The following is a 26,183-nucleotide window of genomic DNA, read 5'->3' on the forward strand; positions in this document are numbered from 1 at the left end:
GATCTCCCTTCGCTTCAGGCGAGTTGGGCGGCGATGGCGTCGGCCATCACGGGCGGGACGCCGAGGCGGGCGCGCAGGGTGTCGGTGTCGATCGGCGAACCGGTACGGGTCTGGTGGTCGTCGGCGACCTTCCGGGCGTGAGCCACCAGCGCCGGCGGTACGGCGACGGCCGGGGCCGCGGGCATGGGCTCGGGTGCCGGGGCAGGCTCGACGGCGGGCAGAGCCGGGACGGGGGCAGGCTCGGGTTCCAGCTCGGCGGTGTCGTCTCGCTCGACGACCGTTTCAGCCGCCGGAGACTCCAGGGGGTCCGCAGTCGGGGTCGTCGGCTCTGCCGCGGGGGCCGGGGTGTGGACGAGGAGGGTGCCGCCGAGGAACGCGAGGGCGGGCCATCCGGCGACCAGGATGCGCAGCCAGTCCGGGACGTGGCCGAGGTCGAGGAGGCCAGCGGTGGCGACGTTCGCGCCGAGGGATGCTGCCAGGGCAACGGTGAACCAGGTCCAGGCCGAGCGAGCAGAGGTGCCGGCGGCCCGCAGGGTGCGAAGGCAGCGCCAGGCGGCGACGAGCAGGAGGTCGACGGAGACGGGGTAGGCCCACGCCTTCCAGCCGGTCTGTCCGGCGGCTGCGGCCAGGTCGTGGAGGTGGGCGAAGGACAGGGCGCCGGCGATCACGGCCTGTACGAGGACGGCGTCCACGCGGATGGGCGAGCGCTTCACGGGAGTTCCTCCTTCCTGGGGTTGGTGCTGGGACGGGGCGAGGCTCAGGTGGCCGGCCGCCCGGTCCCGGCGGGTCAGGTGGTGTCGTTGCCGGTGCCGAAGCAGGACAGGCAGAGCGCGGCCTGACGGTCCTCGGTGTCACGGCGCTTGCGGGTGCCGACCTGGACGGTTTCGGTGGTCTCTCCGGTGCCCTTGCAGTCCGGGCACTTCTTCGACGCGGGCTTACTGCGAGTGGCCATGGCGGACGCTTCCTTCCGGTTTCAGGCATGGGTGGGGTAGGGACGTGGCGTGAGGCGGTCACGCCGACCGTGATGCGGGGTGTGTCAGGCCGGGGCAGGGGCGGTTTCGACCGCCGGGGCGGGGACCTTGACCAGGCTGGGCAGGTCGGGTCGGAAGGCGTCCAGCGCGGGGATCTCTGGGGTGCGATGGGCGTTGGCGTTGCAGAGGTTCACGGCCCGCCGGAGCGTGAGGTGCGGGGTGCGGATGCTGACCCAGCCGCCGGAGGAGTCACCGGCAACGGCGGTGCCGGGCCGGTCGGTGCGGATCTGGATCGTGGCCAGGACGCCGTCCGGGGAGATGTCGCCGAAGGCCATGTTCGCCGAGGTCTCGTCGTTGACACGGTGGGCCGTACGGCCGGTGAGCTGGGCGCGGAGCATGGTGATGCCCTTGCCGAGTTCGGAGCCGAATCGCTGCCCGCAGATCTCCAGATAGATGCCGGCCGCGCGGCCGAGCTGGGCGAGGCGCACCAGGGCGGTGATGATCCGGTCCCGGCGCTTCTCTTCCTCCTTCGTGGCGAACAGCGCGAGTTCGGCGACCTCATCGACCAGCAGCACGATCGGCGTCGGACGCAGGTGGTCGGGCAGGTCCCAGATGTCCGCGGTGATCTCCGCATCCGGTACATCAGCGCTCAGCCGCTGCTCACGCCGGATCAGCAGATAGACGCCGGTCATGTGCTCAACGAGGGCATCGAGGAGTTCGGCGGCGGTGTCGGGGTTGTCGGCCAACGCGGTGAACCGGCGGGCGAGCGGGGCGAGTTCCACACCCTGCTTGCAGTCGATGCCGACCAGGGCGACGTCCTGCGTGGCGAGGCCGGCGACGAGGTTGCGCTGATAGACGGACTTGCCGGACTGGGTGGCGCCGACGTTCAGCGCGTGCGGACTCTGCCGGTAGTCGCGGTAGTAGACCTCTCCGTCCTCCCGCATGGCGACCGGAACCCGCATCACCTCAGCAGGCGCGAGAGCAGGCATCTGGACGCGCTTGAGGACGTCGTAGCCGGTCATCCGCAGCTCGACCACGCCCGACTTGATCTCGCGGGTGGTGACGTTCTGCATTCCGTACGAGTGCCGCATCCGGTCCGAGGCGGCGGAGAAGTCGAACGCGTCCTGACCCGGCCGCAACTTCACCCGCAGGACCAGACCGGTCCGGGTCGGCCGCAGCCGCAGAATCCGAGGGGCCCGCGGCTCCGGGACCGGCCGGTTCGCCATCCGGGCCAAAGCGAGGCGGAAGCGAGAGGGCGGGACGGTCAAGCCGCACGCGTCCATGACCGAGGAGTACCGGACGAGGACCCGGACCACGGCGAACGCGATGCCGAAGGTCATCCAGTACCAGGCCGGACGCTGCCACCGCAGCAGCAATGCGACCGTGGCGACCAGCGCCAGCGTGACCGTTAAGGCGTTCACGGTCAGGCCGCCGTCGCGGCGGTCAGCGGGGTAACAGCGACGGCACGGAAGGCGATCCCGTGCCGGCCATCCCGCTCCCACGGCCGGGCGATCACACCGGTCAGCGCGACCGGGGTGCCCATGGTCAAGTCACTGGAGACGCCGGTCTGAGGGACGGTCAGGCTCAGGATCTCGGCGTTGCCGTCCATGACGAACATGACGTCGACCGTCATCAGCGTGGCACCGGTCTCGCGGTCGGTCGCGATCTCACCGGTCTGACGGTTCGCGATCTTCGGGGTCGGAGGCTGGGCCACCATCGCGGCGGCGGTGGACGTGTCGACGGGAATCTGACGCATGATGGAACTCCCTTTCGGAGGGGCGGGAGCGGCGCACTTGCTTGGCGGTAGGGCGCCGCTCTTGCGCGTTGTTGTGTGGCACTCGCGTCCCAACTGGTGCGCACCAGTAGGTTGCATCTGGTGCGCACCAGATGTCAAGCGCTTCGTTCGTGGTGGGTTCTCAACTCGCCTGCTTGGCTTGCCTCTAGAGAAGCGCGTGCCCCAACAACCCGGTAGCCAACAGGGGTTAACACCGTTCTGGTTAACCCCTGACGACCTGCGTCAATGTGAGGCATGCTGGCGTTACGGATCAGGCTTCACATGCAGGGCGGTGCACGTGACGAACGGACTGCGGGCAGCGAGAGGCGCGCGGGAGTGGTCGCAAGAGCGGCTGGTGCGCGAAATCGAGCGGTACGCGCGAGAGCACGTGTTCACGGTGGCCTCTACTTCTAGCCTCCGCGTCTACGTGTCCGAGTGGGAGAACGACAAGCGCCCCATTTCGGAGCGGTATTCGAAGATCCTTCGGGCGCTGCTCGGCGTCACAGACGACGAGCTCCACGGCAGAGCCAGCAGTACGTTGGTGCCCTCCATTGAGGCGAACGGCTACGACGAACTCGTGAGCCGGATCGACGCAGCTCGCAGCGTGAGTCTCACCATGGTCAAGACGTTCATGGATCAGACGGAGCTCTTGCGGACCATGGACCGTCAGATGGGCGCCGCCAGTCTCGTCGATCAGATGACGGGGCATCTCTCGACGCTCGAGGAGGCCCTGACGTTCGCCGTACTGCCCGAGACAAGGCGTCCGGTAGCGCGAGCCCTGGCAGGGGCCGCAACTCTGGCGGCGTGGCAGGCCCTTGATGTCGGCGCCATCGAGAGAGCATGGCGCAACTACGAGTTAGGGAAGCACGCGGCCAAAGAGGCAGACGAGCCGATGTATCTGGCTCATGCCATGGCTGAGCAGGCATACGTGCTCTGCGACGCTGGGCGCGCGTCCATAGCCGTCGAGCTGATCCGGGATGCTCAGCGCGCCGGCGGCACGTTGATGTCTCCGCGGTTGACGGCATGGCTGTATGCGGCGGAAGCCGAGATCTGTGCCAAGGCCGGACTGCCCGACGACTGTCGTCGAGCCCTGGACATGGCGATGCGGCACCTTCCTCAGGGCGAGGACGCGCGCGATCCGGACATGCTCAGCATCTTCCTCAATCAAGGCCATCTGACGCGGTGGCGTGGCAACGCACTTGCTCTGATTGGTGATGCCGAGGCCGTGCAAAGCCTCTACGACGCACTCGATGCGATGGACCCGACGTTCATCCGAGCCTCAGCAGGGCTGCGATCTGACCTCGCCCAAGCTCACCTGGCACGCGGTGAGTACGACCAGGCTCACGACCAGCTACGCCAGGCACGCTTGCTTGCCAATCGCACTGGGTCGGTTCGTCAGCGACGACGGATCGAGCAGCTCACGCAGCACTTGTAGGCGCCTTCTTGCCAGTCCTGGACGCGAGCACGTGGAGCAGCGCCACAAGCGTTCCCGACCCCATCAGTTCGCCGCGTGCCATGAGTTCGGGGATATCGGCGAGCGGCACCCAGGCGACATGGCCGGCCTCTTCGAGGTCAGTCGGCTCACCGACGAGCTCTGCACCGTGACCCACGAAGATCTCGTGGGGCGAGTCGACCATGCCCACCATGGGTTGGTACGTGACGATGTGATCAAGTGACTCCGGCCGCCAACCGGTCTCTTCCTCCACCTCGCGGAGTGCCGTCTCGGAAGGGGACTCCCCTGCGTCGACGATCCCGCCGGGCAGCTCCCAGCCGAAGGTCTGGGGAACGAAGCGGTACCGCCACAGCATGAGGACACGGTCTTGATCGTCAATGACGGCGGCAATGGCGACGTGCTGAAGCCGAACCACGTGGTGCTCGAACCGCTCCACGCCGGGAGGTTCGACGTCGACGAGTTCGAGCTTCACCCAGCGGTTGTCGTAGAGGGTGCGCTCACCGTGGATCTGCCACGGCTCCAGGTCTGCCGGCGCCTGGATGCTGGCGGCACGATCCGGAACGCGGTAGGAACTGCGGTCGTGCACCTCGATGGCACCCTCAGACACGAGCTTGGCGAGGACCTGACGAAGCGCGGTCCGACCGATAGCTAGCTCCTCGGTCAGCGCACGCTCTGAAGGGATCTTGGCTCCCGGCGGGTACTTTCCCGTGGAGATCCATTCGCGAATCGTGCGGTACACCCGCTCCGACTTCGGTCCCATTCTGCGAGCACGCCCCCTCAGGTGTGTTGGCCAACCCACCTAAGCCTAGTGGGCCGCCTCACTGTGCGGACAGAGGTCACAAGCGCGGTGAGAGTTTCTCTACTTCATCAAGGCACCCGCCGCGCACGGCGCGGCGCGCGCGGCCCGTCGCCCGGGCCGCCGCTCCTGTCTGCGCCCCGCTCCGGCCCGGCCGCCGGCCGCACGCCTGACAGCTCGGGTTGATGGGTTGCACCGCCCGGCCCGTCGAGCGCCTCTGAGCGCATCAGAGTCACACAGGTCTGGGGTTTCCGTTCAGTAGCTCAGGCGGATTTCAGGCCCGGCAACCGTCACATGGCATGCGTGGCCGGGTGCGTTGCCGACTGCGGCCGTGACCGGGCATAAAAAGACGGCTGGCGGCGAGGGCGGGGTGGCCTGGTTCGCATGGCCAGCCGTCAGCCGGGCCTGAGTCGGGCAGGGCGCCGTACCCCCGCCGTCGCGGATGACGGGTGCGTGAGGCGAGCGCGCCATCCGATATGGGCGGGCGGGGAGCGGCTGCTGCCGCGATTTGGCGCTGGCCGGTGTGATCGCTCCGCGTCGGTACCGGTCTCGTCGTGGCTGAGAACATTTCGTTCAGTCGCCTTCCGGCGGCTCGGATGGCAACCATACGCCGCCGCGCAACCTCATGATCATGCTCGACCCGACCCCTGGCAGGCCACCGGCCAAACCCGCTCCACCGCCCTCTCGCTAGCTGCTCCTATGAAGCGGAATCGGTTGATTCAGGCTCGGTACCTGCCAGAGCCCGCATCCGGCCATCTTCGGGTGCACGATCAAAGAGAATGTCGAAATACTCCTGCCACTGTGCCTTGGCCTTACCGAGAAGTCCAGGCCAGTCCGTTGCATCCATCCCCTGCCGGCGCAGGCCGGACAACTTCTCAGCGAATCCCGCTGGCCTATCCAGCCTATCTGCCACCATGAGACCTGTGACTGAAGTGAAGTCGCCCCCCCGATTTGCGATTACAGCCTCCCGGAGCGAGAAGATGTATCGCTCAAATCGACCCACGTGATCCCAGTCCGCGGTGACCCCTGGGCGCATGAACTCAATCACGAGCAGCTGATGACCGGAGCATAGGACGAGATCAACTCGCCCCTTCCATCCGCTGAGAGTGTCGAGGGAGCTTTCACCGACCATCTTCATTAGGTTTTCCAGGCTCTTCTCCACCTTGAACGTGTCCCACTCCGGCGAGATCATCCACGGGTTCTCCGCGATATAGTCCCGTACAGCGTTCTCCAACTCGCGGTTCTTGATGCGCTCCTCGAGACCTTCAATTAGATTCAACTGAATCTTGACTCGCTCGGCCGCATGAAGCGCATTCATCGCCCTAGATTCGAGCAGAATCCCAACAAGCGCCTCGGCATCCATTTCCCCGGTCTGACCAAGGTCGTCGATCAAGTCACGAAGTCGGCCCCCTTCCCACGCACTCAAGATGGCGTTGGCCAGGTCTTCGAATTGCTCATCTGAGATCACGGCGATCCTGGCCAGCGAGGTCAGGGCACGGTCCACGATCTTTCGCTCGTGCCTCTCCAGCCTCCCTAGACGCTTAGAGAACGGCTCAATTCTCGCGTTCATTGCCCGGACCTTTGACTCCGCACGCCGATCCTTCCAGATCCTCAGAAGGGCCTGCACGCGCTCCTGGCCCCAAGCAGCCAGCGGGAGGGCCGCCTCCGCCTCCCAATTGATTCGCTGCCGCTCCGTCGAGATCAGGTCCTTCTCTTGATCGTCAATGAAGTCGGCTTCGATTCGACCCGAGAGGTAGCTGGTACCTTGCTGCGCCCCCATTCCGCCACTCATATTAAAGAGGAAGGGGCGCTGGGCGAGCTTGTGGTGACTAAAGATCGAGATACCCGCGAGCTCCTCTTCGTGGATCGGCTCGCGATAGAAGTGAAACTGCCAGCGAATCCTTTCCCCGGTCGAAAGCTCCTCTACCCCCCACCCGTCTTCGATGATCAAACCCGCGGGCGCTTCTCCATCGACGTAGTCCACAGGGAAAGAAAACTGAATCTTCTCCGCGCCCCCCTCATCCGCAATAGCTTTACCGTCCACCAAAACTTCAAACTCGTCCGACCGCTCCAGGAGCAGGAATCGTCGAGCCATGCTCAAGCGAAATTGGTCGCTATTCGGCCGCTTCTTGAGCGTAAGGTTACGCAGATAAATGGTCGTCCCGTGCTTCTCCTTCAAGGCATCGTCCGGGCCGGTGTATTCTACGACCTCGACATCAAGGAGAGTCTCACTGGCATAACCTTCCGATTCCCCGGTAAGGCGAGCGACATCGAGCTGAAATACCGTCCTCTCACCCGTCTCTTTACTTACCGTCTCCACGACGACCAAGTCGGCGATACCGAATCCGGCGAACTTTCCGATCCCCTTTCTCCCCATCACTGGACGGTTGCCGGGAGTGAACTCGGATTGACGATCCTTGCGTCGGTTATAACCAACCTTAAGGTATCGCTCCTGGCATTGCCGAAGCGACATCCCCTCACCAGTGTCAGCAATCACAATCTCGCCAGAAAGGCTATCGGGCAACGTGACTCTCACGCTTGCGGCATCGGCATCCCAGGAGTTCGAAACGAGTTCGGCAATTGCCGCAACCGGGGATTGATACATGTCAATCCCGAGGTGCTCGATTACCCGACCGTGAAATGCAATGAAGAGCTTTGCCGCATCGGTTACCACAGTCTTCAACTTCCTTCAGTCCGGGATGCAGTTCTCGATCAGCCCGACCGATCACTCCACCTTGCCCAAGTGGGCGGCTCAGCCACTGCCCGCCGCGTCTCGTCCTGGCCCTAGGACACCGCCCGGACGCGTGACAAGATCTTCAAAGACTAGACTCGGAGGGGCCGTTGGGTGGGAAGTTTCGGGTAGGACAGGTCTACCGCTACGCAAGCGGAAAGGACCCCCTACCGCAGGTGCTCGACGGCTATCCCAACTTCCATCACGTGACGCACTCGCCAAACTTGAAGCGGGCACTCCTCGAGTCCGGCATCAACGGCATGGCCAAGGTCACCGCTCCTGGAGGTACGCGCCGGCCAGTGACTCTCATCCGGTCCAGCCCCTGGAAGGCAGGCACCGAGCAGACGCCATGGCACGACGTCTTCGACATGGACAACGGGCACGTCCGCTACTTCGGAGACCACAAGGCTGGCGTGACCGTTCCACCAGGGACCACCAAGGGGAACGCCGCGCTGCTCGAGGCGTTCACCGGGCACCAGGGGCACACATCTGAGGAGCGGGCAACGGCCACGCCACTGCTCCTCTTCCGCGCCGTCCCCCGCAATGGCAAGCCCAAGGGGCACGTCGAGTTCTGTGGTCTGGGTGTCATTGAGCGAGCCGAGCGGTTGGTGCAGTGGGGTGGCAGCGAGCACACGACCTTCATCAACTACGTCTACGACATCGCTCTCATCGACCTGACGGCAGAAGGTGACGAGGTCTCCTGGGAGTGGATCCAGTCCCGCAGGGACGAGTCCGTGACGGATACGGAAGCGCTCGAACTAGCACCGCACGCGTGGCGCGAATGGGTCAAGCACGGCAATTCGGCTCTGCCTCGTCTCCGGAGGCGTGTTGCCCGAGCGAAGGTCACCAAGGTGTCCGAGCAACGGCCCAAGGCGGGCAGCTCAGAGGCCAGGGACCTTGAGATCATCTACAGGTACTTCGACGGGCGGAAGCATGACTTCGAGGCCGTCGCTTCAGCCGTTGCCGCGTCTGTTCTCCGCGGGGCAGGAAACAGCTACCTCGAGGGTTGGTTAACTCGCAGATCCGGCGACGGCGGCGCGGACTTCGTAGGGCGTCTGGACCTTGGCAGCGGCTTGGCCGGCACCAGTTTGGTTGTACTCGGTCAAGCCAAATGCGTGAAGCCAGACAGCCTCGTCACTGCCGAACAGATCGCTCGCGTGGTGGCTCGCCTTCGCCGCGGTTGGATCGGCGTCTACGTGACGACCGGGGCCTACTCTGTGCCCGCACAGACCGAGATGGTGGAGGACCAGTACCCGATCGTCCTGATCAACGGCTTGAACCTCGTCCACAAGCTCAGGAGTATGGCCAGGGACGATCACGACGGGAGCCTGACCGCCTGCATCGAGCACATACTGAGCGGACGGGAGACAGCAGTCACGAACAGGCGCCCGGAAGAGATCCTGCTTGAGTAGCGGGCTCCGAAGCTCGCGGCCCATCTGTGGACACGGGCGCCACGACAGAGAAGGTATGGCTCTCTGACCTGCTGGAACGCGTGAGACACACAGGGCCTCCGGAGCCGTGTGCGCAGGTTCGAATCCTGCCGGGGGCACTCGCCAAGGATCAGCAGAGATCAAGCGCTGACCAGTGCGGATGCCAGTAGAAGAGGGCGGGAGTCAGTCTCACTGACTCCCGCCCTCTCTCGTTGTCTCTCCCTGTCCGCGACACGCCTCCGACACACTGCGTCGCTCCCCCTCCAGCGCCTATGTGATCTTCGCGTTCCTCATGACCATCCCTGCAGCCGCGGTGGTGCCAGCCGGCGAGAATCGGTCACTGGCCAGTTTGAGGGAGCGAATCCCCCAAACCAGCGGCAGGAGCGCGGCGTCCGAGATAGAAGGTGCTCATGGATCTCAACTCTCCAGCAGCCGTTGCCCTCATAGCGGCAGTGGTGTCCGTGGTCGGAACCCTCTTGACTGTCCGCGCCACCGTGCGGACCAACCACAACGCGGCAGTCCAGACGCAGTTCCAAGAGATCATCAAGAGGCGGATCGAGTGCTACCCCAAGCTCTGGAAGATCCACATTCGCTACGAGACCAACTGGACTCTCGCAGGTCAACCCAAGACTCGCGAATGGGCTGAGCAATACGCCCAAGAGCTCAACGACTTCAACCTCGAAGGTGGCGTCTTCTTCTCCCAGCCCGTCTACGCCAAGTTCTACGAACTGCGGTCTCACCTCTACCAGGCCATGGATGCCACCCAGCCCGGCGCTGAGGTCTCGCAAGAACTCGCGTACAAGATCAGGCAGGCTGTATACGGTGGCCCTGGCTATGGCCCTGGGATGTCCACTCATGTCAAGGACGACCTCGGCAGTTACCAAAGCGCCTCACTAGCCCGAGCCGGCAAAAAGTAGACCACTCCGGTAGAGGGCGAGTTCACAGTTGCCTCGGCTCCTCGCGCACGAGCCGCTCACCCATCCGTGCGGTCAGAGCACGTTGAAGGCACCCGGCTGGTCGACCCAACGCCCGGCCCGGCCGGTCGAGGCGGAGGATTTCGCGTTCTCTCTGACGCCGGTTACGAGATCGAGCACATGAAAGAGGCGCTCTTCGCCCGTACCCCACGGCGTCTTCAAGGTTCCGGACTCAGCGAAGAGCGGGGAGAGCAGACGTGATCTCTACGCGGACTGGGACGACACGCAGCGCCTGTGGGACTACCACCAGATGGGCATGCACGTCATCCTGGTCTCCCCGCGGAGTCTGAGTCGCCGCAGCATCATGTGCGGCGAGTGCATGGAGGGCTTCACTCTGGCCGACTACCCCCGGGGCGATCCGCCCTTGTGCGTCATTTCTGGACGATAACCGGGCGCCTTACTGCCGCAGGTTGCGTCGGCCGTGTCGGTGCGTCAGGGACGCTGCACATCTCACCCGGGTATGCGTGAGGGCCTTCGCCTGGAAGCGAAGGCCCCCACAGTGCCCACAGTGGGTCAGAAGACGATGCCGGCGGCCTGGCCCCAATGGCGGCCGTCTACGCCCCACCAATAGCCGATTTCCTCCCGTGTCTGCACTCCGCCCGTGCCGGTGCCCGCGTAGCGGTACAGCCAGTTGTAGTCGTGCAGTGCGAGGAGATCCGGGCGGCCGTCGCCGGACGAGTCGCCGACGGCAGTGAGGGAGAACATGGCGTTCCAGCCGCCGCTGCCGACCAGAACCCGGCTACCGAGGTATCCAGTCCTGCCCGGGTAGAGCCAGAGCTTGCCGGTAGACGCCTCACGGGCGTACAGGTCGGCCCGGCCGTCGCTGTTCATGTCACCGACGCCCACCAGGGCGTTCATGCTGTTCCAGCCGCCGCTGCCGAGCAGCTTGCGTGCGCCGAGGCCGCCCGTGCTGGTGCCGGGGTAGAGCCACAGCTTGCCGGTGGCCTTTTCCACCGCGAGGAGGTCGGCCCGGGTGTCGCCGGACAGGTCCCCGAACGCGGCGATCCGGCTCATGGCGTTCCAGCCGCCGCTGCCCAGCAGCTTGCGTGCGCCGAGGCTGCCGCTCCCGGTGCCGGGGTAGAGCCACAGCTTGCCGGTGGACGCCTCGCGGGCGATCACGTCCTCCCGGCCGTCCCGGCTGAAGTCACCGTGCCGGACGAGAGCGTTGAAGGAGTTCCAGCCACCGGAGCCGACAAGACGGCCGGTGTTGTCGCCCGGCAGGAACCACAGCCGCCCGACCGGGTCGCGGACCAGGACATCCGCCTTCCGATCGGCGTTCATGTCACCGAAGCCGGACAGCTTGGGCGAGACCCCTACGTACCACTCGGGGTAGGGGGTCGTCTCGCACTCCCGTACGGTGCGGACGAGCTTCAGCGAGCTGTAGTCGGCCGGGCTCATGCTGAAATGATCGCCGGGCTTGTAGACCCTGAGCCCCTGCGTGAGACCGTAGTTCGGTTCGTCGTAGAGACAGGCGAGCAGGGACGTGCGGTTGATGATCATGGTGATCTGGTTGTCAAACGTGCCCAGAGTCGCCTTGTTCGTGTTCGTCTTGAACATCGCCCCCGTGGCATCTCTGTCCTTCCAGGCACAGAAGTACCCCGAAGGGCAGTCGCTGACCGCGGCCTGCGCGGGTGTCCCACCCGCGCCCAGCAGAGCAAGCGAGGTGAGCCCCAGCGCGCCGGCCACCGAGGCCAGGCGCCGAAGCAGTGATGTGCGCATTCTGTCCCCTCCCTGAACGGCGCGCACAGGTTTTCGAGCACGCCGCGAGGAGGACCGTACCGGCGCCCCTGCTCGTCCCACCGAGCGGGCCCCGGGGTTGCTCAGGATTCGCTGAATCCGCGCTTCCGAGTCCCGCAGGCGGGGCCTGCTCCAGCCGAAAACCCGAGGGGTCCGGCGGTGTGTGGGCGGGCGACTGTGCCTTGGGAGGGGTGATGCTGCGAAATCAGGGCGACTCCGAGGCTAGGGGCCGAGATCCGTTCTGCTGCTTCACCACCAGCCAGGATCTGGCCGCCTTCTTCGACTGCCACCGCCAGGCGTTCGCCCACTTCGGCGGGTGCCGATGTCGATGGTCTACGACCGCACCAAGACAGTCGTCCGACGCCACGTCGCACCGGGCGAGGCCGTTCCGCTGCACCCGGAAGCGGTCGGATTCGCCGGACACTACGACTTCTACATCGACGTCCTGGCCACCTACCGCCCCACCGGCTACGAGAAGGGCTCGATCATCCTGACCTCGAACAAAACCTTCAGCGAATGGGGGCAGGTGTTCGGTGACAAAGTCCTCGCCACCGCCATCCTCGAGCGGCTCCTGCACCACTGCGACGTCGTCTCCGTCAACGGTCCGAGCTACCGGCTGAAGAACCGGCTCGCGGCCATCGAACTCGACACCAACGTCGCTTGATCAATCGTCCAGCCCGGGCACTCAGGCCGCCGCCCACGGCTCAGCACGCCAGCCCGGCAATTCCTTGTCCAGCCATTCCTCGACGGTCCGCCGCCAAGGGTCTGTGGAGTCATTGTCGACGACATCGGCCCAGGTGTCTTCGGCGAGGTCCGGATCGACGACGAGGCTGTCGAGGTAGGTGTTGAAGTCGTGAGCGACTTGGGTGAAGACCCCCTTCGACAGGTATCCCGGGTGAGGGATGCCATGAACGAAGGCGTGGAGCTGGCCATGGGTCGCCGGGTTCAGGTCCAGGAACAGGGTGTCGCTGCCGCCGTTGCCAGCGATCGGAAGAAGGCCGGCCAGAGAGACCTCATCGGCGAGCCGGCCATCACGGCTGCGGCGATACTCGCCGAGCAAGGTGCCCCAGCCGTATTCGCCATCGTCGCCACGGCCGAGCTGATAGAGGTCGCCGAAACTCTGGAACGGCTCTGGGTCGCAAGCCGGCAATCGGACCGAGTACGCGAGGGTCTCCCCGCCCGCCGCCTGTAGGAACGAGCGATAGGAAGGCGGCATTGGCAGCCCGATCTCACGTTCGAGACCTTCAACTTCACCGACCTCGAACGGCCTGAACGGCCCCACGACCAGGCGGCCTCGATACCAGCGCGACAACTCCTCAGACACGGCCAGATTGTCGCACTCCGTCGCATCCCGAAATCCTCCAAGCCCGCCTGGCAGGAACTCACCGACCCAGCCACCTGCGACTACACCGGGCCCAGCACATGGCATCGAGACCACCTCGACCCCTGCATGCGCGAGCTCCGCCCCAGCAATGGCCCGTTCGCCGACTGCATCAAGAACGAGCACCAAGTCGGCCATCGTCTGCCCGGCGCGTGGCGCCAGACGTCGGGCTGAGGCGGCACCGTGCACGCGAGGTCGTTCTGCAACCGCAAGCGGAGGAACACGTGACACACCTGCGGTGACCGGGCAGGGTATGCCGAATCCCCGGCGAGCGTCGTTCCGTTCTATTCCACCGGCTCGCGCCAGGCGGCGACGAGATCGTGGAAGCGCGAGAACCGGACGCCGGGAACAGTCTCACCACTGAACGCCTCGCCGTTGAGCCAGCAGATGTCGAAGATGTCGGTCTCGGTGTCGAGTAGGCAGCACACACCACCGGTGGTGGCGGTGAGGTCGGTGAACACCTTTCTTGCGCTCGCGGACTGCACGAACATCCGGCTCATGCTCGAGGTAGCGGCTGTGAACTGCAGTGACGCGAAGTTTGGGTGCCATGCGGGGGAGAACCTGACGGTCAGGTAGATGTACCCGACCGACACTCGTCCCCGCTCGTCGACCCTGTCGGAATCGCGGAGGAAGAACTCGCGTATCGCGTCGTCGACGCCGATGACGATCGAGGTGTCCAGTTCGAGCGTGCCGCCTGCTGAACAGTGGACCGGTTCGCTCTTGAAGTTCGAGGTGAACGGCACGATCAACTGCTCCCCACCCGGCAGGGTCACCCGAAGCGGCGGCGTGTCGCGGCCTTGAGGGGCGAGCTCGGCCAGCCGGGTCAGTGCCCTCACAACGTTCCGAGGAGGCATGAAGATCTCGTAGCTGTAGTCCAGTCCCATGCCGCCCCGCTTCGCCTGTCCTGAACAGGCATCCTTCCATGATCTGGATCGGTCGCCCAGTTGATTCATACCAGGCAAGATGAGGATCTAAAGCTGGAGTACTAGAGGGTGTCTCTCTGAGTCGCTTGTGGTTGATCGCTGGAGGCTGGCATCAACGGCATGGCGAAGGTGCGCGCGCCAGGTGGAGAGCGGCGGCCGTTGATCCTCCTACGGTCGAGTCCTTGGAAGGCTGGTTCCGAGCAGACGCCGGCACGACGTGTTCGACATGGACAACGGGCACGTTCGCCAATTCGGCGATTACAAGGCCAGCACGACGGCCGCCCTGGGAAAGACCGTCGGGAACGCCGCTCTGCTGGATGGCTTCGCTGGGCACCAGGGGCACGCGCCCGATGAACGCGCGGGTGCCGTCCCCTTGTTGCTGTTCCGGGCGGTGTCGCGCAGCGGGAAGGTGAAGGGGCACGTCGAGTTCTGTGGGCTGGGCATCATCGAGCGGGCCGAGCGACTGGTCATTTGCGTTGCGCAGGTGTGCCGTGCCAATTCCCCACGCCCTGAAGGCCGTCGAGGCACTTTTGAGTACGCTCGGTGGCCTCGGTGGCGGCGAGAGCCCACAGCGTGTTGCCCCAGACCTGGTGGGTCCGGGGCGATAGGCGGAGTTCAGGCACCCGCCTGGAACGTCCCTACCGGACGACCACGTTGTGCGCCGGGATGATCGTGGGCTGTACGTCGGTGTGGCCGAGGGCGGCCAGGATCGGGCCGAAGGTCTTTGCGTGGGCTTCCAGGGCCTCCACGCTCTCCCAGACCTCCGTCACGCGGAACCCTCCGTCAACCGGTCCCGCCGCGTGGGAGACGAGACCGGTGGTCGGCAGGTCCGCGAACTGCGTGAAGCCCTGCCCATCGGTCACGCGTTCGATGACTGCGTCGTAGAGCTCCTGTCCGGCGTCAGGGAAGTCGAAGGTGACGATGATGGCCATGCAGATGCCCCTCTCTCGGTCCGCCGCGCGACTGCGGCGACGTCCGCGATCCTAGCGTTGGGTAATCGGGTGAGTTCACAGAGCGACGAAGTGCCTCGCAGGAAGGGCCCCGCCCCGGGGTGAACCGGGGTGGGGCCCTTGCTGGTTGGGGTGCTTGTTCGGGTTAGTGCTGGACCGTGCGGCGGCGGCGCATCCACCACACCAGGGCCGCGCCGGTGGCGGCGATCGCCGCGGCGATGCCGGAGATCAGGCCGACCGGGGTGTCCGATCCGGTGTCGGCGAGGTCGCCGTCCGGCTCCGGGCGGTTCGCCGGAGGCGTCGCGCCGCCAGTGCCGCCGGCGTCACCGTCGCCCGGCTTGGTCGGGTCCGGGTTCGGCGACGTGGGCGGATCGGTCGGGTCGGTCGGCGTCGGGGTCGGCGTCGGGGTCGGCGTCGGGTCGGGCTTCCCGTCATCCGTCAGGGCGGCGCCGTTGCCGCCCAGGAACGCGGTGTCGCTGTCACGGGCGGAGGTCTCCGTGCGGACGGAGTCCTTCGTCGTGCGGGGCAGTTCACGGTGCTGGGCGGTGAACTCGACGCCGGTGATGTTCCGCTTGGGGGCCTTGGCGAAGTCGACGCCGCCGACGAAGAACGTGTAGATCCGGCCGTCGCCGAGGGGCCATTCGTAGGTGAATTCGCCCTCGGTGAAGGACTTCACCATCTCCTTCCACACGGTCCGCTTGTCCCAGTCGGCGTTCTCACCGCGCAGCGGCCACCGCTTCAGGTTGTTGCTGTTGATGATGGAGCGGAAGTCGGTGGCCTTCTTCGCGTCCTGCTGGCGGATCCACTCGGCCGCGACGCGGGACTTGTAGACGCGGCGCAGGTCGGCGTACTTGGGCTCGGTGTTGATCTGCTTCGCGACGTGGGGGACGAGGTACTGGGAGATCAGCCGGTGGCTGCGCTCCTTCTCCTCCTTGCTGAGCTTCTTCGAGCAGTCCTCCCCCTGCACGGGGGTGTCGAAGTCCATCGCCGCGTGGTTGACCTCCAGCGGGGCGTCGAGGATGTAGATCCCGCCGTCCTGCTCGCGGACCTTCGCCCGGCCGGGAACGATCCAGTTGCGTCCCGATCCCCAGCACGGCACCCCGTCGACCTTGGGGGCCGCGTTCATGAACTCCTTGCCGGGGGACTTCTTGGGGTCCATGGCGCGGGAGAAGTCCCGCTTCATCTCCATGTCGGCCACCAGGAGGACACGGCCGGCGTCGGTCTCGCCGAACGCCTTGTCCATGATGGTGTCGGGCTGGTCGGGGTTGAGGTTCACCCACTGCCGGTCAGGAGTGAGCGCCAGCCACGTGAACAGGGCGTCGGAGGCCAGTTCGAGCTTCGCCTGTCCGCCCCAGCCCGGGTTCTCGTCCTCATCGGGCATGAGGTCGGCCTTCATGGAGTAGTCCAGGGCCTTGCCCTTGACCGGGTTGCCGACGTACTGGAGCTCCAGGGTGGAGAAGTCCACCCCGCCCGGTCCCCGGCCGAGCGCGGACTGGCCGTTGTTCGCCAGGTACTGGTTCTGCAACTGCCGTGCCTGGGCCGGGTTCTGGCCCGAACCGTAGGCCATCGAGGCGCCCGGGCCCTGGGTGCCGCGGTTCGGCAGCGGGTTGAACACGTTGTACGTCTTCGTGTACTTCGTCTGCGGCCACAGGCCCTTCGCGGTCGCCCGGCGCTCCGCGATCCGGATCGGGTTGTTCCCCGTTCCGCGCTCCGCCCGCAGCTTGGCGTTCTCGGCCTTGTAGTCGCGGGTGGTGGCCCCGTTCGGCTTCTCCGACGTGAACATCGTCAGCCGGTGCCGGGTGAAGTCGTGCTTCGCGTCCTTGTGCCGCAGGATGATCTTGTCGGCCCGGAGCTGGGCCGGCTTGCGCTTCCCGTCGGACTTGAACTCCCCCAGCTCGCCGGTGCGCTGGTTGTAGGAGTCGTACCGCCGGGAGGCGATCTTCTTGCCGTCCTTGTCGAAGATCTCGATCGTGACCTCGCACAGCCAGTCAGGGCCGACCATGTTGAAGTCCTGAACCGCCTTGACCTCGAACGTGCCCCCCTTCTGCTTGCTGTGCTGCGCGCTGATCAGGTTGACCTTCCACTTGCCGAACGGCTTGGGCTTGTTCGACTCGTTCTGGTGCCGCTTGTAGCGGGAGTAGATCGCCTTGCGCATGTCCTCCGGGTCCTTGGAGGCCGCGAACGCCTTGTCCCACTTGTCGATGTCCGCGCGGCTGCCGGTGACCTGCCCCAGCTCGGCCGCAGTGGGCGCGGGAACGTTCTCGAAGCCCTTGAACGCGTTGTTGTAGTAGAACTCCTCGTCCGGCCCCGACTTCGTCCAGTGGTGCTGACCGGTCGGCGCACCCGAGTTGTTCGGCGTACGCGGGACGGTCTTCTTCAGGTGCATCTGATCGCACCGCTTACCGCCGGTGATCTTCGCGTAGTCCCCCGGCGCGGCCGACGCCACGGACGGCAGGCCGACCAGCAGCACCGCGGCCGAGGAGACGACCGCCAGCGCGGCAGAGAGGCGCCTTTTCAGGCGCTGTCGTATGGATGTGCTCACTTAGTGTCCCTGGTCGTGGGGGCCACGGGACTCAAGACTGGGGAGGGCAGGGCTGGACATGGGCCCCCGTAGCGTGTCCGCTCCTGCCGACCGACCACACTAAGTGCTGCCAACTCCTGCTGTGCAAAGGGTTATTGACGTGTCGTGTGATGACTCCGCGAAGATCCTGCGTGGCTGTCGGCGCGGTTCGGTAGGTTCTGGCCATGACCACACCCCACTCCGACTACGACTCCACCCGCCACCCCGACCTCCTGACCTGGCTCGCCGAACGACAGGCCGCCTTCGAAGGCTGGGCCCGGGAAGCCAGCGGTGTCGACCGGTTCGACTTCTCCGACGCCTCGCTCGACGCCCTGGAAGACCTCGTCGAGGAGACATTCGCCGAGTCGGAGGAGATCACCGCCCAGCGCCGTTCCCCCTTCGTCCAGGGTGCCGTGTGGTACGTCGGCGAGACCCTGCGCCGGCGGCGTGAGGGCTGGGTGTGGAAGTTCGAACCGGACGTCACCTTCGGTCTGCTCCCGGCGTTCTATCCGGCGGTCCCGGACCCCGCGTACCTGGACACCCCCTGCGTCGGCGCACCCGACGCCAAGCCCGGCGAACACTGGTACCCCTTGAACACGCTGCGCCGGCTCCTCGCCACCGAGGACGAGTTCGACAACCCGATCGACGAAGGGCTCGTCGGCATGATCGAAGGCTGGTACGACGAGGACGACGAAGACGACGAGTAACAGACGCTCGCGTCCCGGGCTGTGGGCCGTCAGCTCCTCCTGAAGAACTCGACCTCCGCCAGCGCGATGTGGCGGCCCTCGGTGAGGCGCGTCGCGTCGCGCAGCGTCAGTTGGACCGAGACGACGTCGCTGTAGCCCGTCTGGATCGTCTGGGGGCCGGGCTTGTCCGCGAGGGTGATCGTCTTCGTCTTCGTCGTTCCGTCCGACGCCGTTATCAGCAGGTCCGCTCTGATCGGGCGGGCCTGGTTGCGGTGCGTCTCCGCCTTCTTCGAGACGCCCGTGTGGACCACCACGTCCACCAGGCGGAACGGGGAGCGGAACGTGAAGGACAGCGAGTCACCGACCGCCGGCGCGCCCCAGTACGTGTTGGTCAGGCCGTCCGTCGCCAGCGTCGGCCCGTGCTTCGGGACCGATGCCGTGGCCTCGACCGAGGCCGGGGTGATGTGCGTCGCCTTCGAGAGCTTGTCCCGTACGTCCTCGTACAGCCAGCGGCCCGCCGGGATCAGGAAGTAGCCCCCCACCAGGAGGCCCAGCACCACCACCGCGATCACCGATCGGCGTACCCACTGGCCCGAGCCCGAGCGCACCCTGCGGCGGAACGGCCACACCGTCCGCCACCACGGCAGCGGCGCCGCCTTGGCCGTCGCCCGCAGCGGGGTCGCACAGCGGCGGCAGAAACGGCGGTCCGAGGCGTTCGGCGTTCCGCACTGCGGGCACGGGGGGCCCACCTGCTGATCCTTTGACGCCGCCGCACGTACCGTCGGGCGCTGCGCGATCGGCTTCGCCGGCTTCACCGCCCCCACCGGAGACTCCTCCGCCTGTGGTGCCACCTGCGGGGTGGGCCGCGGGGTGGGGGCAGGCGTGGGAGTAGGGGTGCGCGCGGGGATCGGTGGCGGCGTGGGGGTGTTCGTGGGCCTGTGGGTGGGCCTTGGTGGGATGGCCGGAGCGGGACGGGGCCTGGGCGCGGCGCGCTCCCTTCGGGTGTCCTCTTCCTCTGCCGCCGGAGAATCCGTCCGGGAGTCCGTCGGCAGGCCCGCCTGGAGCTCCGCCGGGATGTCCGTCGAGAGACCTGCGGGGATCTCCGCCGGGACCTCCACCGGGAGGTCCTGCTGGAAGCCCCTCAGCAGGCCCCTCAGGAATCCCGGCTGAGCCTCCTCCGGGAGTTCGGGTGTGAGGGGTGTGAGTGATGACGGCAGCCCCGGCAGGGGTGCCGACGGGAGTTCCGGGGGCGCCGAGGGGAGTTGTCGGGCTTCGGGCGCATCGGGCTCCCTGGCCTCCCGCTCCTCCTCCCGCTCCTGCTCCTTCTCCTTCTTCTTCTCCTCCTGCGACCAGCCCAGGTACCCCCCGCAGTTGCCGCAGAAGTCGTCCGTCTCGCCGTTCGCCGTTCCGCAGTCCGGGCATGAGCGCATGGCCTCAGCTACCTCCGTCTTCCGGTGGGCCGGTGAGGATCTCCACCCGGCACGTCAGGTGGACCGGGCACGACGCCGCGATCACGTCCAGGACCTGGCGCTCGTTCACCGTCGGTGTGCGGACCGGCCAGACCAGGACCAGCAGTTCGCCCGGTGGCGCCGGGGGCAGTTCCGAGTCGGCCGTCGTCGACCAGGTGGCGCCGCCCCCGTCGACGATCCGTGCCTCCACCCCGAGGCAGAGGCGCAGGCTCTCCACCAGTCCGCGGCGCGTGCCGCGGCGGCGGTGGAGGTCCATCGCCCGGGCCACGACCGTCCTGGAGAGTTCCTCCGGCCACTCCTCGTCCAGCTCCACGCCCAGCCAGGTCGCGAGCCACCGCAGGAAGTCCGGGGGTGTGAGCGCGGGGTCGAAGTACGCCGGGAGGTTGTCCAGCGTGGACAGCACCGGGGCCAGGACCGTGTCGAGGCCCGTCGTGAAGCGCTGCGCGAAGTCGTCGTCCGCGTACAGGGCGGGGAGCAGGCCGCCGATCGGGTGGCGGCTCGGCAGCCCGGGGACGGCTGCTCGGGTCATGTCGCGCCGCCCAGGTCCCCGGGGGCCACGACCACCTGGTGCTGGTACGAGAAGACCAGGGCGTTGCGGGCCACGTCGATCCGTTCGACCGGGGCGCCGCGGCGGCCGGTCACCGGGTCGGCGGGGAAGAGGCGGACCTCCTCCACCAGGGCGTTGCGGGCCGCCCGTTGGAGGACCGCGAACACCTCTCCGTACTGGACGGGGCGGCCGAACGCCCAGCCCCCGCCGTCGGCTCCGCCGTGCAGCGGGTTGAAGTGCCGGAACAGCGCGGCGAGCGCGGCCTCGCGCACCCGGTCCACGTCCTGCGGGTCGGCGATCAGGCGGGCCACCACCGTGATCCCCTGGTACGCGGGGGGCTCCACGACCAGGCGCGTGCCGACCAGGCGGCGTTCGTCCAGGCGGGCCGTGATCGCCGACAGGACCTGCTCGGAGGGGATCAGCTGCTCGAACCGGAGCCGGTCGTCCCGCTCGTCGGCGACCGCGTCGGGGACGATCAGTACGCGTACCGCCCCGCCCTCCCCCGCCACGGCCGGCAGGCAGCGCACGCGCCGCACCGAGGGCGCCGCCTCGCGGGCGATGAACTCGTAGTCCTGGGCCGTGACGGCCCGGTCCCGGATCCGCAGCACGTGCGGCGCCCGCACCTTGGCGTTGTCGACGGTCTCGCCGTCCACCCCGCCACGGGCCGCCTCGCGGTTCTCGACCCGGGCGACGTACGGAACGGAGCTGCGCAGGACCGAGATCGCGCCGCGCGCCACGTTGCCGTCGGCGCCGCCTCCCGTGCGGTGGCGCGGAACCCGGACCTGGGCTCCCTGGTCGGGCACCGCCCCGTAGGTGCGTACCGTGCCGTCGGGCTCGCGCACCGCGGGCGGGAAGGTGAACTCGCCGTTCGTGGCGTCCACGACGACGTGCCGGTCGGTGGGCGAGGAGTCGCCGAAGTGGTCCACCGCCGTCCAGGTCTGCCAGCCCTCGGCCGAGGACACCTCGACCACCACCGGTTCGCCGTCGAGCAGCAGCGGCGGCCGGGGCAGCCTGAACCGCTGGCCCGCCACGCCGTCGGAGGTGCCGAGCAGGGTGTCGTACACGGCCTCCGCGTGCTCGACCGTCATCGTGCCGCCGACCGTGAACACCTCCGCCTCGCGGATCGTCGGCGACTCGGAGTAGAACGGCTGGCCCGCCTCGGGCGCGGTGACACGGCAGCGCAGCCAGCCGGCGCGCGTGCCCGCGACCACCGACGCGGTGTGTCCCGCCGGTACGAACACGACGATCTCGCCGGGCCTGTTGAGCCCGCCCGTGGTGTCCGGACCGGTCTCGCAGACCACCCACCGGGCGCCGTCCCACGCCTCCCACACGAGGGGCGGCTGCCGGGGGTCGACGCCGACGCCCTCGACACGGCTGTCGAGCCGGACGGCGACGATGCAGCGCGGCACGGCCGTCGGCAGGCCGAACAGCAGCGCGTCACCGGGGGCCGGGGCCGCCTGGAAGCACGGGATGTCGCGGCCCTCGCCGAGTGCCGTCGTCCGGTCCGTCTGTTCGCCGCCCGCCGGGGCGGTCACCAGGCGGATGAGGGAGCTGGGCACGATCGGCAGGTCGGCGGCGGTGCCGAACACCACCGCGTCCTCGGTCTCGCTCCGTACGGTGGCCACCTCGACGCCCGCCCGCAGCATCACGGTGTCGGGCTGGGGCGCGGAGAGCCAGAAGTCGACGTCCGCCGTCGCGGCCGTCGGCGGGAACAGCCGTACGCCCAACAGGTCGAGGAACGCGGCGTAGTTCTTCTCCGGCACCCGGTTCAGCCGGTAGAGCAGCTGGTCGACCATGTAGGCGAAGGTCTCGATGAGCGTGACCCCGGGGTCCGACACGTTGTGGTCGGTCCACTCCGGCGCCGCCTGCTGCACGTACCGCTTCGCCTCGTCGACGAGCTGCTGGAAACGCCGGTCGTCCAGGTTCGGTGAGGGCAGAGCCATCAGCGTCCTCCCGCCTCGTCGGAGCCCTCGTGGGAGGGGATGGAGTAGAACGGGAAGACCAGGTTCCGCAGGTCGTTGGTGGACCGGACCGTGTACCGGACGTCGATGTAGAAGATGCCGTCGTCCACCGCGTCGAAGGCGACCACCACGTCGTCGACCTCGATCCGCGGCTCCCAGCGCTCCAGCGCCGTCCGCACCTCGTGGCCGATCCGGCCCGCCGTCTCGCCGTCGCCGGGCGCGAAGACGTACTCGTGGATCCCGCAGCCGAACTCGGGGCGCATGGGGCGCTCGCCCGGTGCCGTGCCGAGGACCAGGCGGATGGCCTCCTCGATCTCCCGGTCGCGCTCCACCATGCCGATCCCGCCGGTGGGGCTCACCCGGAGCGGGAAGCCCCAGCCCCGGCCGATGAACCGCTCGCTCACACCGGCCCCCCGATGAGGACGTTGAACGCGCCGGCCACGATCTGTGCCCCGCAGCTCGTCTGGTCCCGCACGCAGGCGGCGGGCAGCCCGCCGATCAGTACGGGGCCGCCCACGGCGGCGCGCGGGTTCGGCATGATCACGTTGGCCGGGCCGAGGTAGGCGTGCGGCACGCACGCGTGCAGGCTTCCTGTCACCGCGGCCGGTTTGCCGCCGATGAGCACGGTGGGGACCAGGACGGCGCCGGGCGGCGGGGTGCCGATGACACCGCCGTGGGCCGTGGGGTCTCCGACGCGGGCTGCGGGAGGCATTCTCTTTCTCCTTGCTGATGATGAAGATGAAGATCAAGATGACGATGCGTCGAGTGGGGGGAGGCCCTCCGTCAGTTGAGGCGGATCATCCGTGCCTTGATCGTCGCCAGCAGCCCGCCGTCCACCGTCACCCCCGTCTTGCCGTTGATGTTGACCGTCCGGCCGTTCAGGTCGAGCGTTCCCGTCCCCGCGTCGAGCGTGATGCCCTTCGGGGTCAGCGTCACCGAGCTCAGCGCGCGTCTGCCGCCCGGCCCGAACACGGTCAGTTCGAGCCGGTTGCGACGCTCGTCGAGCTTCACCTCCAGCCGCTTGTTCCCACTGGCCAGGCGGACCCCGGACGTGCCGCGCGGGGTGTCGAGCAGTTCGAGGCGGTGGCCCGAACGGGACACCAGGGAGCGGCGCTGGACCTTGCCGCTGGTCTTGTCGACCAGGGGGACGTCGTGCGGTGAGGGCTTGTCCACGCCGTTGTAGAGGCCGCCGAGCACGTACGGGCTGTCGAGCAGCCCCTGCTCGAAGCCGACGAGCACCTCGTCGTTGACCTCCGGGCTGAAGACCCCTCCGCCGCCCTGGCCGCCCCACTGGACGGTCCGTACCCAGTCCGTCACGTACGTGGCGTCGAGCCAGGGGAACTTCAGCTTCACCCAGCCGCGCTGGCCGCCGCCGGTCTCACGGATGTCGGTGACCACGCCGATCGCCAGACCGGGCATGCGCGAGCCGCGCGCGGGCGCGTTCCCGCCCGTGGCGAGGCCGGTGAGGGAGCGGTCGGGGGAGGAGCTGACGACGATCGTCGTACGGTAGCCGCCCTGCGGCTCCAGGACGTGGTGGGCCGCGGTGGCCGTGTACCGGCCGGAGAACGCGGGGCCCACGTTGCCGAGGGCGACCGGTTTGCCCGCGCGCAGCTTGGGGTTTCCCTCGGCGACCGCCTCGATCTCGCCGAACCCGGCGCTCACCGACGCGGCCACCGAACCGGCCACGGCCGTCGTCTCGGCCTGGGAGCGGTACGGGGTGTCGGTGACGGTGACCTTCGCGGACGCGCCGAACGCGGACGCGACGGACGGGTTGAGGCCCGGGGTGACGGTGGTGCTGCGGACGGCGGGCCGGGTGGCGACCAGCGGGGTCTTGGTGGTCACGTTCCAGCCGCGCACCTCCACGTTGCCCGCCCCGTCGGCGCCCGTCAGGGCGGCCCGCAGGGCCAGCAGGTTACGGCCGTACTCCAGGACCAGCGGGTTGCGGGTCGCCGGGGTGGACGGGGCCGGCGCGGACGCGGCGGGCGTCGGCTTCACGAACTGGAGCAGGCCCTTCTCGTCGACCCGCACATGGGCACCGCTCTCCCCCGCCAGGTACTGGAGGAAATCCCAGTCGGAGATGTTGGGCTGGGAGAGCTGCTGATGGGTGACCGGGGCCGCCTCGATCTTTCCGCAGGCCAGACCGGCCCCGGCGGCGACCTTGCGGACGATGTCCGCCGTCGTCATGTTGCGGTACGCGACGACCTTGCGGCCGCGCTGGAGGCGGTGTGCCTTGGAGTACGCGCGGATCACCGTGAACGACCCCGTGGTGTCGGTGTCCAGTTCGACGGCCGTCACCTCGCCCGTGAACAGGCGCTCCCTGGCCTGGCCCGTGACCGTCACCACCGAGATCTTCAGGGGCGTGCCGATGGTGATGCCGGTGGCGGTGAGCAGTTCGTGGTTCGGGTCGCGGTAGGTCAGCAGCGCGGTGTCCGGCAGTCCGACGTTCTCGTCGACGACACAGCTGACCAGCTGCGCGACCCAGGCGGGCGGCAGTTCGGCGGGGGCCTCAACGATCGGGTCGGCCGCGAACGACCGGCCGCCCCTCGACTCGCCGGCGGCGCTCATCGGTCCTCCTGGGATGTTCCGTCGGCCCCGGGCACGACGAGTTCCGTACCGGGCACGAGCACCATGGGGTCGTCGATGGCGTTGGCCTCGGCGATGACGCGCCAGGCGGTGGCGTCGCCGTACTCGCGCCAGGCCAGCAGCGGCAGGCTGTCGCCCGCGACGACCCGGTGCGTACGGCGTGCCTCGCGCGAACCCGATGTCGGGTTCTGGCCCGGCGGGTCGACGCTCGCCTCCTCGATCGACAGCGAGCAGGTGGCGCGCAGCGGCTTCCCGTCGACGTCGAACAGGGTGTAGTTGACCGAGAAGTTGGACAGCACGCCGTCGAACGAGGTCGTCTTCGACGTGCCCCATTCGAACCGCACCCAGGGGCTGGCCGGTGTCTTGCGGGCCAGGCTGGCCTTCGTGGGCACACAGGCCGTCATCATCTGCTGGACGGCCTGTTCGACGGAGTTGTCGTGCTTGGCCGTCGCGTCGAGGAAGACCTCCAGGGAGAGCGAACGCGGTCCGCTGCCGACGAATTCGGGCAGGGCCGACTGGCCCGCCATCCGGGACGGGGTGCGCCGCCACTCGGTGGACTTGCTCATGGTCAGCGCCGACGGGTTGAACTGGAGCTTCACCCGGGCCAGGGTGCCGCCGGGCTTGGCGCCGACCTTCGCGGGTGGCTCCATGATCGTCAACTGGGCCCGTGCGCGGCTCGATCGGGCGGGTGCCATCGCGTACGTACCTCCTCTCCGTGGGTGTGGCCGGGGCGGCCGGGTGTCAGGACGGGCGCAGGCCCTCGTGGGCGATCTCCAGGGTCTCGATCGCGGCCTGGGAGTTCGCCGGGTCGAACGACGGTCCCTGCCAGCGCACCGGGACGATGCCGAGGACCTGCCAGCTGACGATGCGGCTGAGGTCGGGCCTGAGCGCGACGATCTCCCCGTCCTTGGGCTCGACCCGCTCGATGATCTCGTCGAGCCAGCGGGCGATCTTGGCGGTGTCCGCGGTGACGGGCCGGGTCAGGGTGATGTTGGACCAGGTGATGCGGCCGGGGAGCTGCCAGGCGAACCCGTTGTTGCCGCCCTCCGCGTACTGGTGCATCTCCACCTCCGCGCCGAGGCCGGAGCAGGTGTGGAAGGCACCGAGGTCGTTGCCGCCGATCGCGAGCCGGAAGAACACGCTCGTCGCGACGATGCTGTCCGTCATCTCTCTCCTTGGCCCGGGGGCCCGTTCTGTGTGCTGGTCTGTGTGCCGGTCCGTGTGCCGGTCTGTGTGCCGGTCCGTGATCGGGGGTGG

25 protein-coding genes and 3 pseudogenes are annotated in these 26,183 nt (G+C 67.7%); 9 read left to right on the forward strand and 19 right to left on the reverse strand.

Annotation, left to right across the window (positions count from 1 at the left end; genetic code table 11):
- Positions 1-14: 14 nt before the first annotated feature.
- The 4 genes from ACFVGW_RS23685 to ACFVGW_RS23700 all read right to left on the reverse strand — a co-directional run bounded on the left by ACFVGW_RS23685 (position 15) and on the right by ACFVGW_RS23700 (position 2,727).
- A complete protein-coding gene (locus ACFVGW_RS23685) occupies positions 15-713 on the reverse strand; it encodes a DUF2637 domain-containing protein (RefSeq protein WP_385853364.1) in 699 nt (232 codons plus the stop codon).
- A gap of 74 nt (positions 714-787) precedes the next feature.
- A complete protein-coding gene (locus ACFVGW_RS23690; RefSeq protein ID WP_385853365.1) occupies positions 788-952 on the reverse strand; it encodes a hypothetical protein in 165 nt (54 codons plus the stop codon).
- 84 nt (positions 953-1,036) lie between these two features.
- Complete coding sequence (locus ACFVGW_RS23695) at positions 1,037-2,392, reverse strand: FtsK/SpoIIIE domain-containing protein (protein ID WP_385853366.1); 1,356 nt, start codon at positions 2,390-2,392, stop codon at positions 1,037-1,039.
- 2 nt (positions 2,393-2,394) lie between these two features.
- On the reverse strand, positions 2,395-2,727 hold the full coding sequence (locus ACFVGW_RS23700; protein WP_385853367.1) for a hypothetical protein: 333 nt from the start codon (positions 2,725-2,727) through the stop codon (positions 2,395-2,397).
- A 316-nt stretch (positions 2,728-3,043) separates the two neighbouring features.
- Between ACFVGW_RS23700 and ACFVGW_RS23705 the strand changes: the two genes are divergently transcribed.
- Positions 3,044-4,180: an XRE family transcriptional regulator gene (locus ACFVGW_RS23705; protein WP_385853368.1), complete on the forward strand. Its 1,137-nt coding sequence runs from the start codon at positions 3,044-3,046 to the stop codon at positions 4,178-4,180.
- On the opposite strand, the gene ACFVGW_RS23710 is transcribed toward ACFVGW_RS23705, so the two are convergent.
- Positions 4,164-4,958, reverse strand: coding sequence for an NUDIX domain-containing protein (locus tag ACFVGW_RS23710; RefSeq protein ID WP_385853369.1), 795 nt, complete (start codon positions 4,956-4,958; stop codon positions 4,164-4,166). The two genes, ACFVGW_RS23705 and ACFVGW_RS23710, sit on opposite strands and share 17 nt — an antisense overlap.
- Positions 4,959-5,691: 733 nt before the next feature.
- Entirely contained in the window at positions 5,692-7,668 is a 1,977-nt protein-coding gene (locus tag ACFVGW_RS23715) for an ATP-binding protein (RefSeq protein WP_385853430.1), read from the reverse strand.
- A 233-nt stretch (positions 7,669-7,901) separates the two neighbouring features.
- Here ACFVGW_RS23715 and ACFVGW_RS23720 point away from each other — a divergent pair, with 233 nt between their 5' ends.
- From ACFVGW_RS23720 to ACFVGW_RS23730, 3 genes and pseudogenes are all read left to right on the forward strand, one after another.
- Positions 7,902-9,137 (forward strand): restriction endonuclease, encoded by a 1,236-nt coding sequence (locus tag ACFVGW_RS23720; protein WP_385853370.1) that lies wholly within the window; start codon positions 7,902-7,904, stop codon positions 9,135-9,137.
- A gap of 428 nt (positions 9,138-9,565) precedes the next feature.
- On the forward strand, positions 9,566-10,072 hold the full coding sequence (locus ACFVGW_RS23725; RefSeq protein WP_385853371.1) for a hypothetical protein: 507 nt from the start codon (positions 9,566-9,568) through the stop codon (positions 10,070-10,072).
- 69 nt (positions 10,073-10,141) lie between these two features.
- Positions 10,142-10,279 (forward strand): annotated as a pseudogene (locus tag ACFVGW_RS23730) (GntR family transcriptional regulator); the annotation flags it as partial.
- 363 nt (positions 10,280-10,642) lie between these two features.
- Here ACFVGW_RS23730 and ACFVGW_RS23735 read toward each other — a convergent pair.
- Entirely contained in the window at positions 10,643-11,848 is a 1,206-nt protein-coding gene (locus ACFVGW_RS23735; RefSeq protein WP_385853372.1) for an FG-GAP-like repeat-containing protein, read from the reverse strand.
- A 248-nt stretch (positions 11,849-12,096) separates the two neighbouring features.
- Here ACFVGW_RS23735 and ACFVGW_RS23740 point away from each other — a divergent pair.
- Positions 12,097-12,335: pseudogene (locus ACFVGW_RS23740) on the forward strand (IS21 family transposase); the annotation flags it as partial.
- Positions 12,336-12,530 (forward strand): annotated as a pseudogene (locus ACFVGW_RS23745) (ATP-binding protein); the annotation flags it as partial.
- A 21-nt stretch (positions 12,531-12,551) separates the two neighbouring features.
- On the opposite strand, the gene ACFVGW_RS23750 reads toward ACFVGW_RS23745, so the two are convergent.
- Entirely contained in the window at positions 12,552-13,190 is a 639-nt protein-coding gene (locus ACFVGW_RS23750; protein WP_385853373.1) for an SMI1/KNR4 family protein, read from the reverse strand.
- Between the two features lie 24 nt (positions 13,191-13,214).
- On the opposite strand from ACFVGW_RS23750, the gene ACFVGW_RS23755 reads away from it, so the two are divergent.
- A complete protein-coding gene (locus tag ACFVGW_RS23755) occupies positions 13,215-13,421 on the forward strand; it encodes a DUF4913 domain-containing protein (RefSeq protein WP_385853431.1) in 207 nt (68 codons plus the stop codon).
- 110 nt (positions 13,422-13,531) lie between these two features.
- Here the strand turns inward: ACFVGW_RS23755 and ACFVGW_RS23760 are convergent, their stop codons facing one another.
- Complete coding sequence (locus ACFVGW_RS23760; RefSeq protein ID WP_385853374.1) at positions 13,532-14,131, reverse strand: hypothetical protein; 600 nt, start codon at positions 14,129-14,131, stop codon at positions 13,532-13,534.
- Between the two features lie 265 nt (positions 14,132-14,396).
- Between ACFVGW_RS23760 and ACFVGW_RS23765 the strand changes: the two genes are divergently transcribed.
- Positions 14,397-14,840, forward strand: a complete 444-nt coding sequence (locus ACFVGW_RS23765) for a hypothetical protein (RefSeq protein ID WP_385853432.1) — start codon at positions 14,397-14,399, stop codon at positions 14,838-14,840.
- Here the strand turns inward: ACFVGW_RS23765 and ACFVGW_RS23770 are convergent.
- Together ACFVGW_RS23770 and ACFVGW_RS23775 are read right to left on the reverse strand one after the other, a co-directional pair.
- Positions 14,809-15,102 carry a hypothetical protein gene (locus ACFVGW_RS23770; RefSeq protein ID WP_385853375.1) on the reverse strand — a complete coding sequence of 98 codons (294 nt, stop codon included), beginning with the start codon at positions 15,100-15,102 and terminating at the stop codon, positions 14,809-14,811. The two genes, ACFVGW_RS23765 and ACFVGW_RS23770, sit on opposite strands and share 32 nt — an antisense overlap.
- 163 nt (positions 15,103-15,265) lie before the next feature.
- On the reverse strand, positions 15,266-17,662 hold the full coding sequence (locus ACFVGW_RS23775; protein ID WP_385853376.1) for a hypothetical protein: 2,397 nt from the start codon (positions 17,660-17,662) through the stop codon (positions 15,266-15,268).
- Between the two features lie 203 nt (positions 17,663-17,865).
- Here ACFVGW_RS23775 and ACFVGW_RS23780 point away from each other — a divergent pair, with 203 nt between their 5' ends.
- On the forward strand, positions 17,866-18,387 hold the full coding sequence (locus ACFVGW_RS23780) for a hypothetical protein (RefSeq protein WP_385853377.1): 522 nt from the start codon (positions 17,866-17,868) through the stop codon (positions 18,385-18,387).
- 29 nt (positions 18,388-18,416) lie between these two features.
- On the opposite strand, the gene ACFVGW_RS23785 is transcribed toward ACFVGW_RS23780, so the two are convergent.
- The 8 genes from ACFVGW_RS23785 to ACFVGW_RS23820 all read right to left on the reverse strand — a co-directional run bounded on the left by ACFVGW_RS23785 (position 18,417) and on the right by ACFVGW_RS23820 (position 26,093).
- Positions 18,417-19,796 carry an NADase-type glycan-binding domain-containing protein gene (locus ACFVGW_RS23785; RefSeq protein ID WP_385853378.1) on the reverse strand — a complete coding sequence of 460 codons (1,380 nt, stop codon included), beginning with the start codon at positions 19,794-19,796 and terminating at the stop codon, positions 18,417-18,419.
- Between the two features lie 4 nt (positions 19,797-19,800).
- A complete protein-coding gene (locus ACFVGW_RS23790; protein ID WP_385853379.1) occupies positions 19,801-20,364 on the reverse strand; it encodes a phage tail protein I in 564 nt (187 codons plus the stop codon).
- Entirely contained in the window at positions 20,361-22,325 is a 1,965-nt protein-coding gene (locus ACFVGW_RS23795) for a putative baseplate assembly protein (protein ID WP_385853380.1), read from the reverse strand. The genes ACFVGW_RS23790 and ACFVGW_RS23795 overlap by 4 nt, the downstream gene beginning before the upstream one ends.
- Positions 22,325-22,747 carry a GPW/gp25 family protein gene (locus ACFVGW_RS23800; protein WP_352189000.1) on the reverse strand — a complete coding sequence of 141 codons (423 nt, stop codon included), beginning with the start codon at positions 22,745-22,747 and terminating at the stop codon, positions 22,325-22,327. Before ACFVGW_RS23800 ends, ACFVGW_RS23795 begins: the two co-directional genes overlap by 1 nt.
- The gene (locus ACFVGW_RS23805; RefSeq protein WP_383221971.1) at positions 22,744-23,055 is read right to left on the reverse strand and encodes a PAAR domain-containing protein; all 312 of its coding nucleotides are present in this window, start codon (positions 23,053-23,055) and stop codon (positions 22,744-22,746) included. The genes ACFVGW_RS23800 and ACFVGW_RS23805 overlap by 4 nt, the downstream gene beginning before the upstream one ends.
- Positions 23,056-23,126: 71 nt before the next feature.
- Complete coding sequence (locus tag ACFVGW_RS23810) at positions 23,127-24,908, reverse strand: VgrG-related protein (RefSeq protein ID WP_385853381.1); 1,782 nt, start codon at positions 24,906-24,908, stop codon at positions 23,127-23,129.
- Entirely contained in the window at positions 24,905-25,621 is a 717-nt protein-coding gene (locus tag ACFVGW_RS23815) for a LysM peptidoglycan-binding domain-containing protein (RefSeq protein WP_385853382.1), read from the reverse strand. Before ACFVGW_RS23815 ends, ACFVGW_RS23810 begins: the two co-directional genes overlap by 4 nt.
- Before the next feature lie 46 nt (positions 25,622-25,667).
- Positions 25,668-26,093 (reverse strand): phage tail protein, encoded by a 426-nt coding sequence (locus tag ACFVGW_RS23820; protein WP_383177814.1) that lies wholly within the window; start codon positions 26,091-26,093, stop codon positions 25,668-25,670.
- Between the last annotated feature and the right edge of the window lie 90 nt (positions 26,094-26,183).

Origin of the sequence: Streptomyces sp. NPDC127129 (genome assembly GCF_042671585.1) — a bacterium.
Lineage (GTDB): Bacteria > Actinomycetota > Actinomycetes > Streptomycetales > Streptomycetaceae > Streptomyces.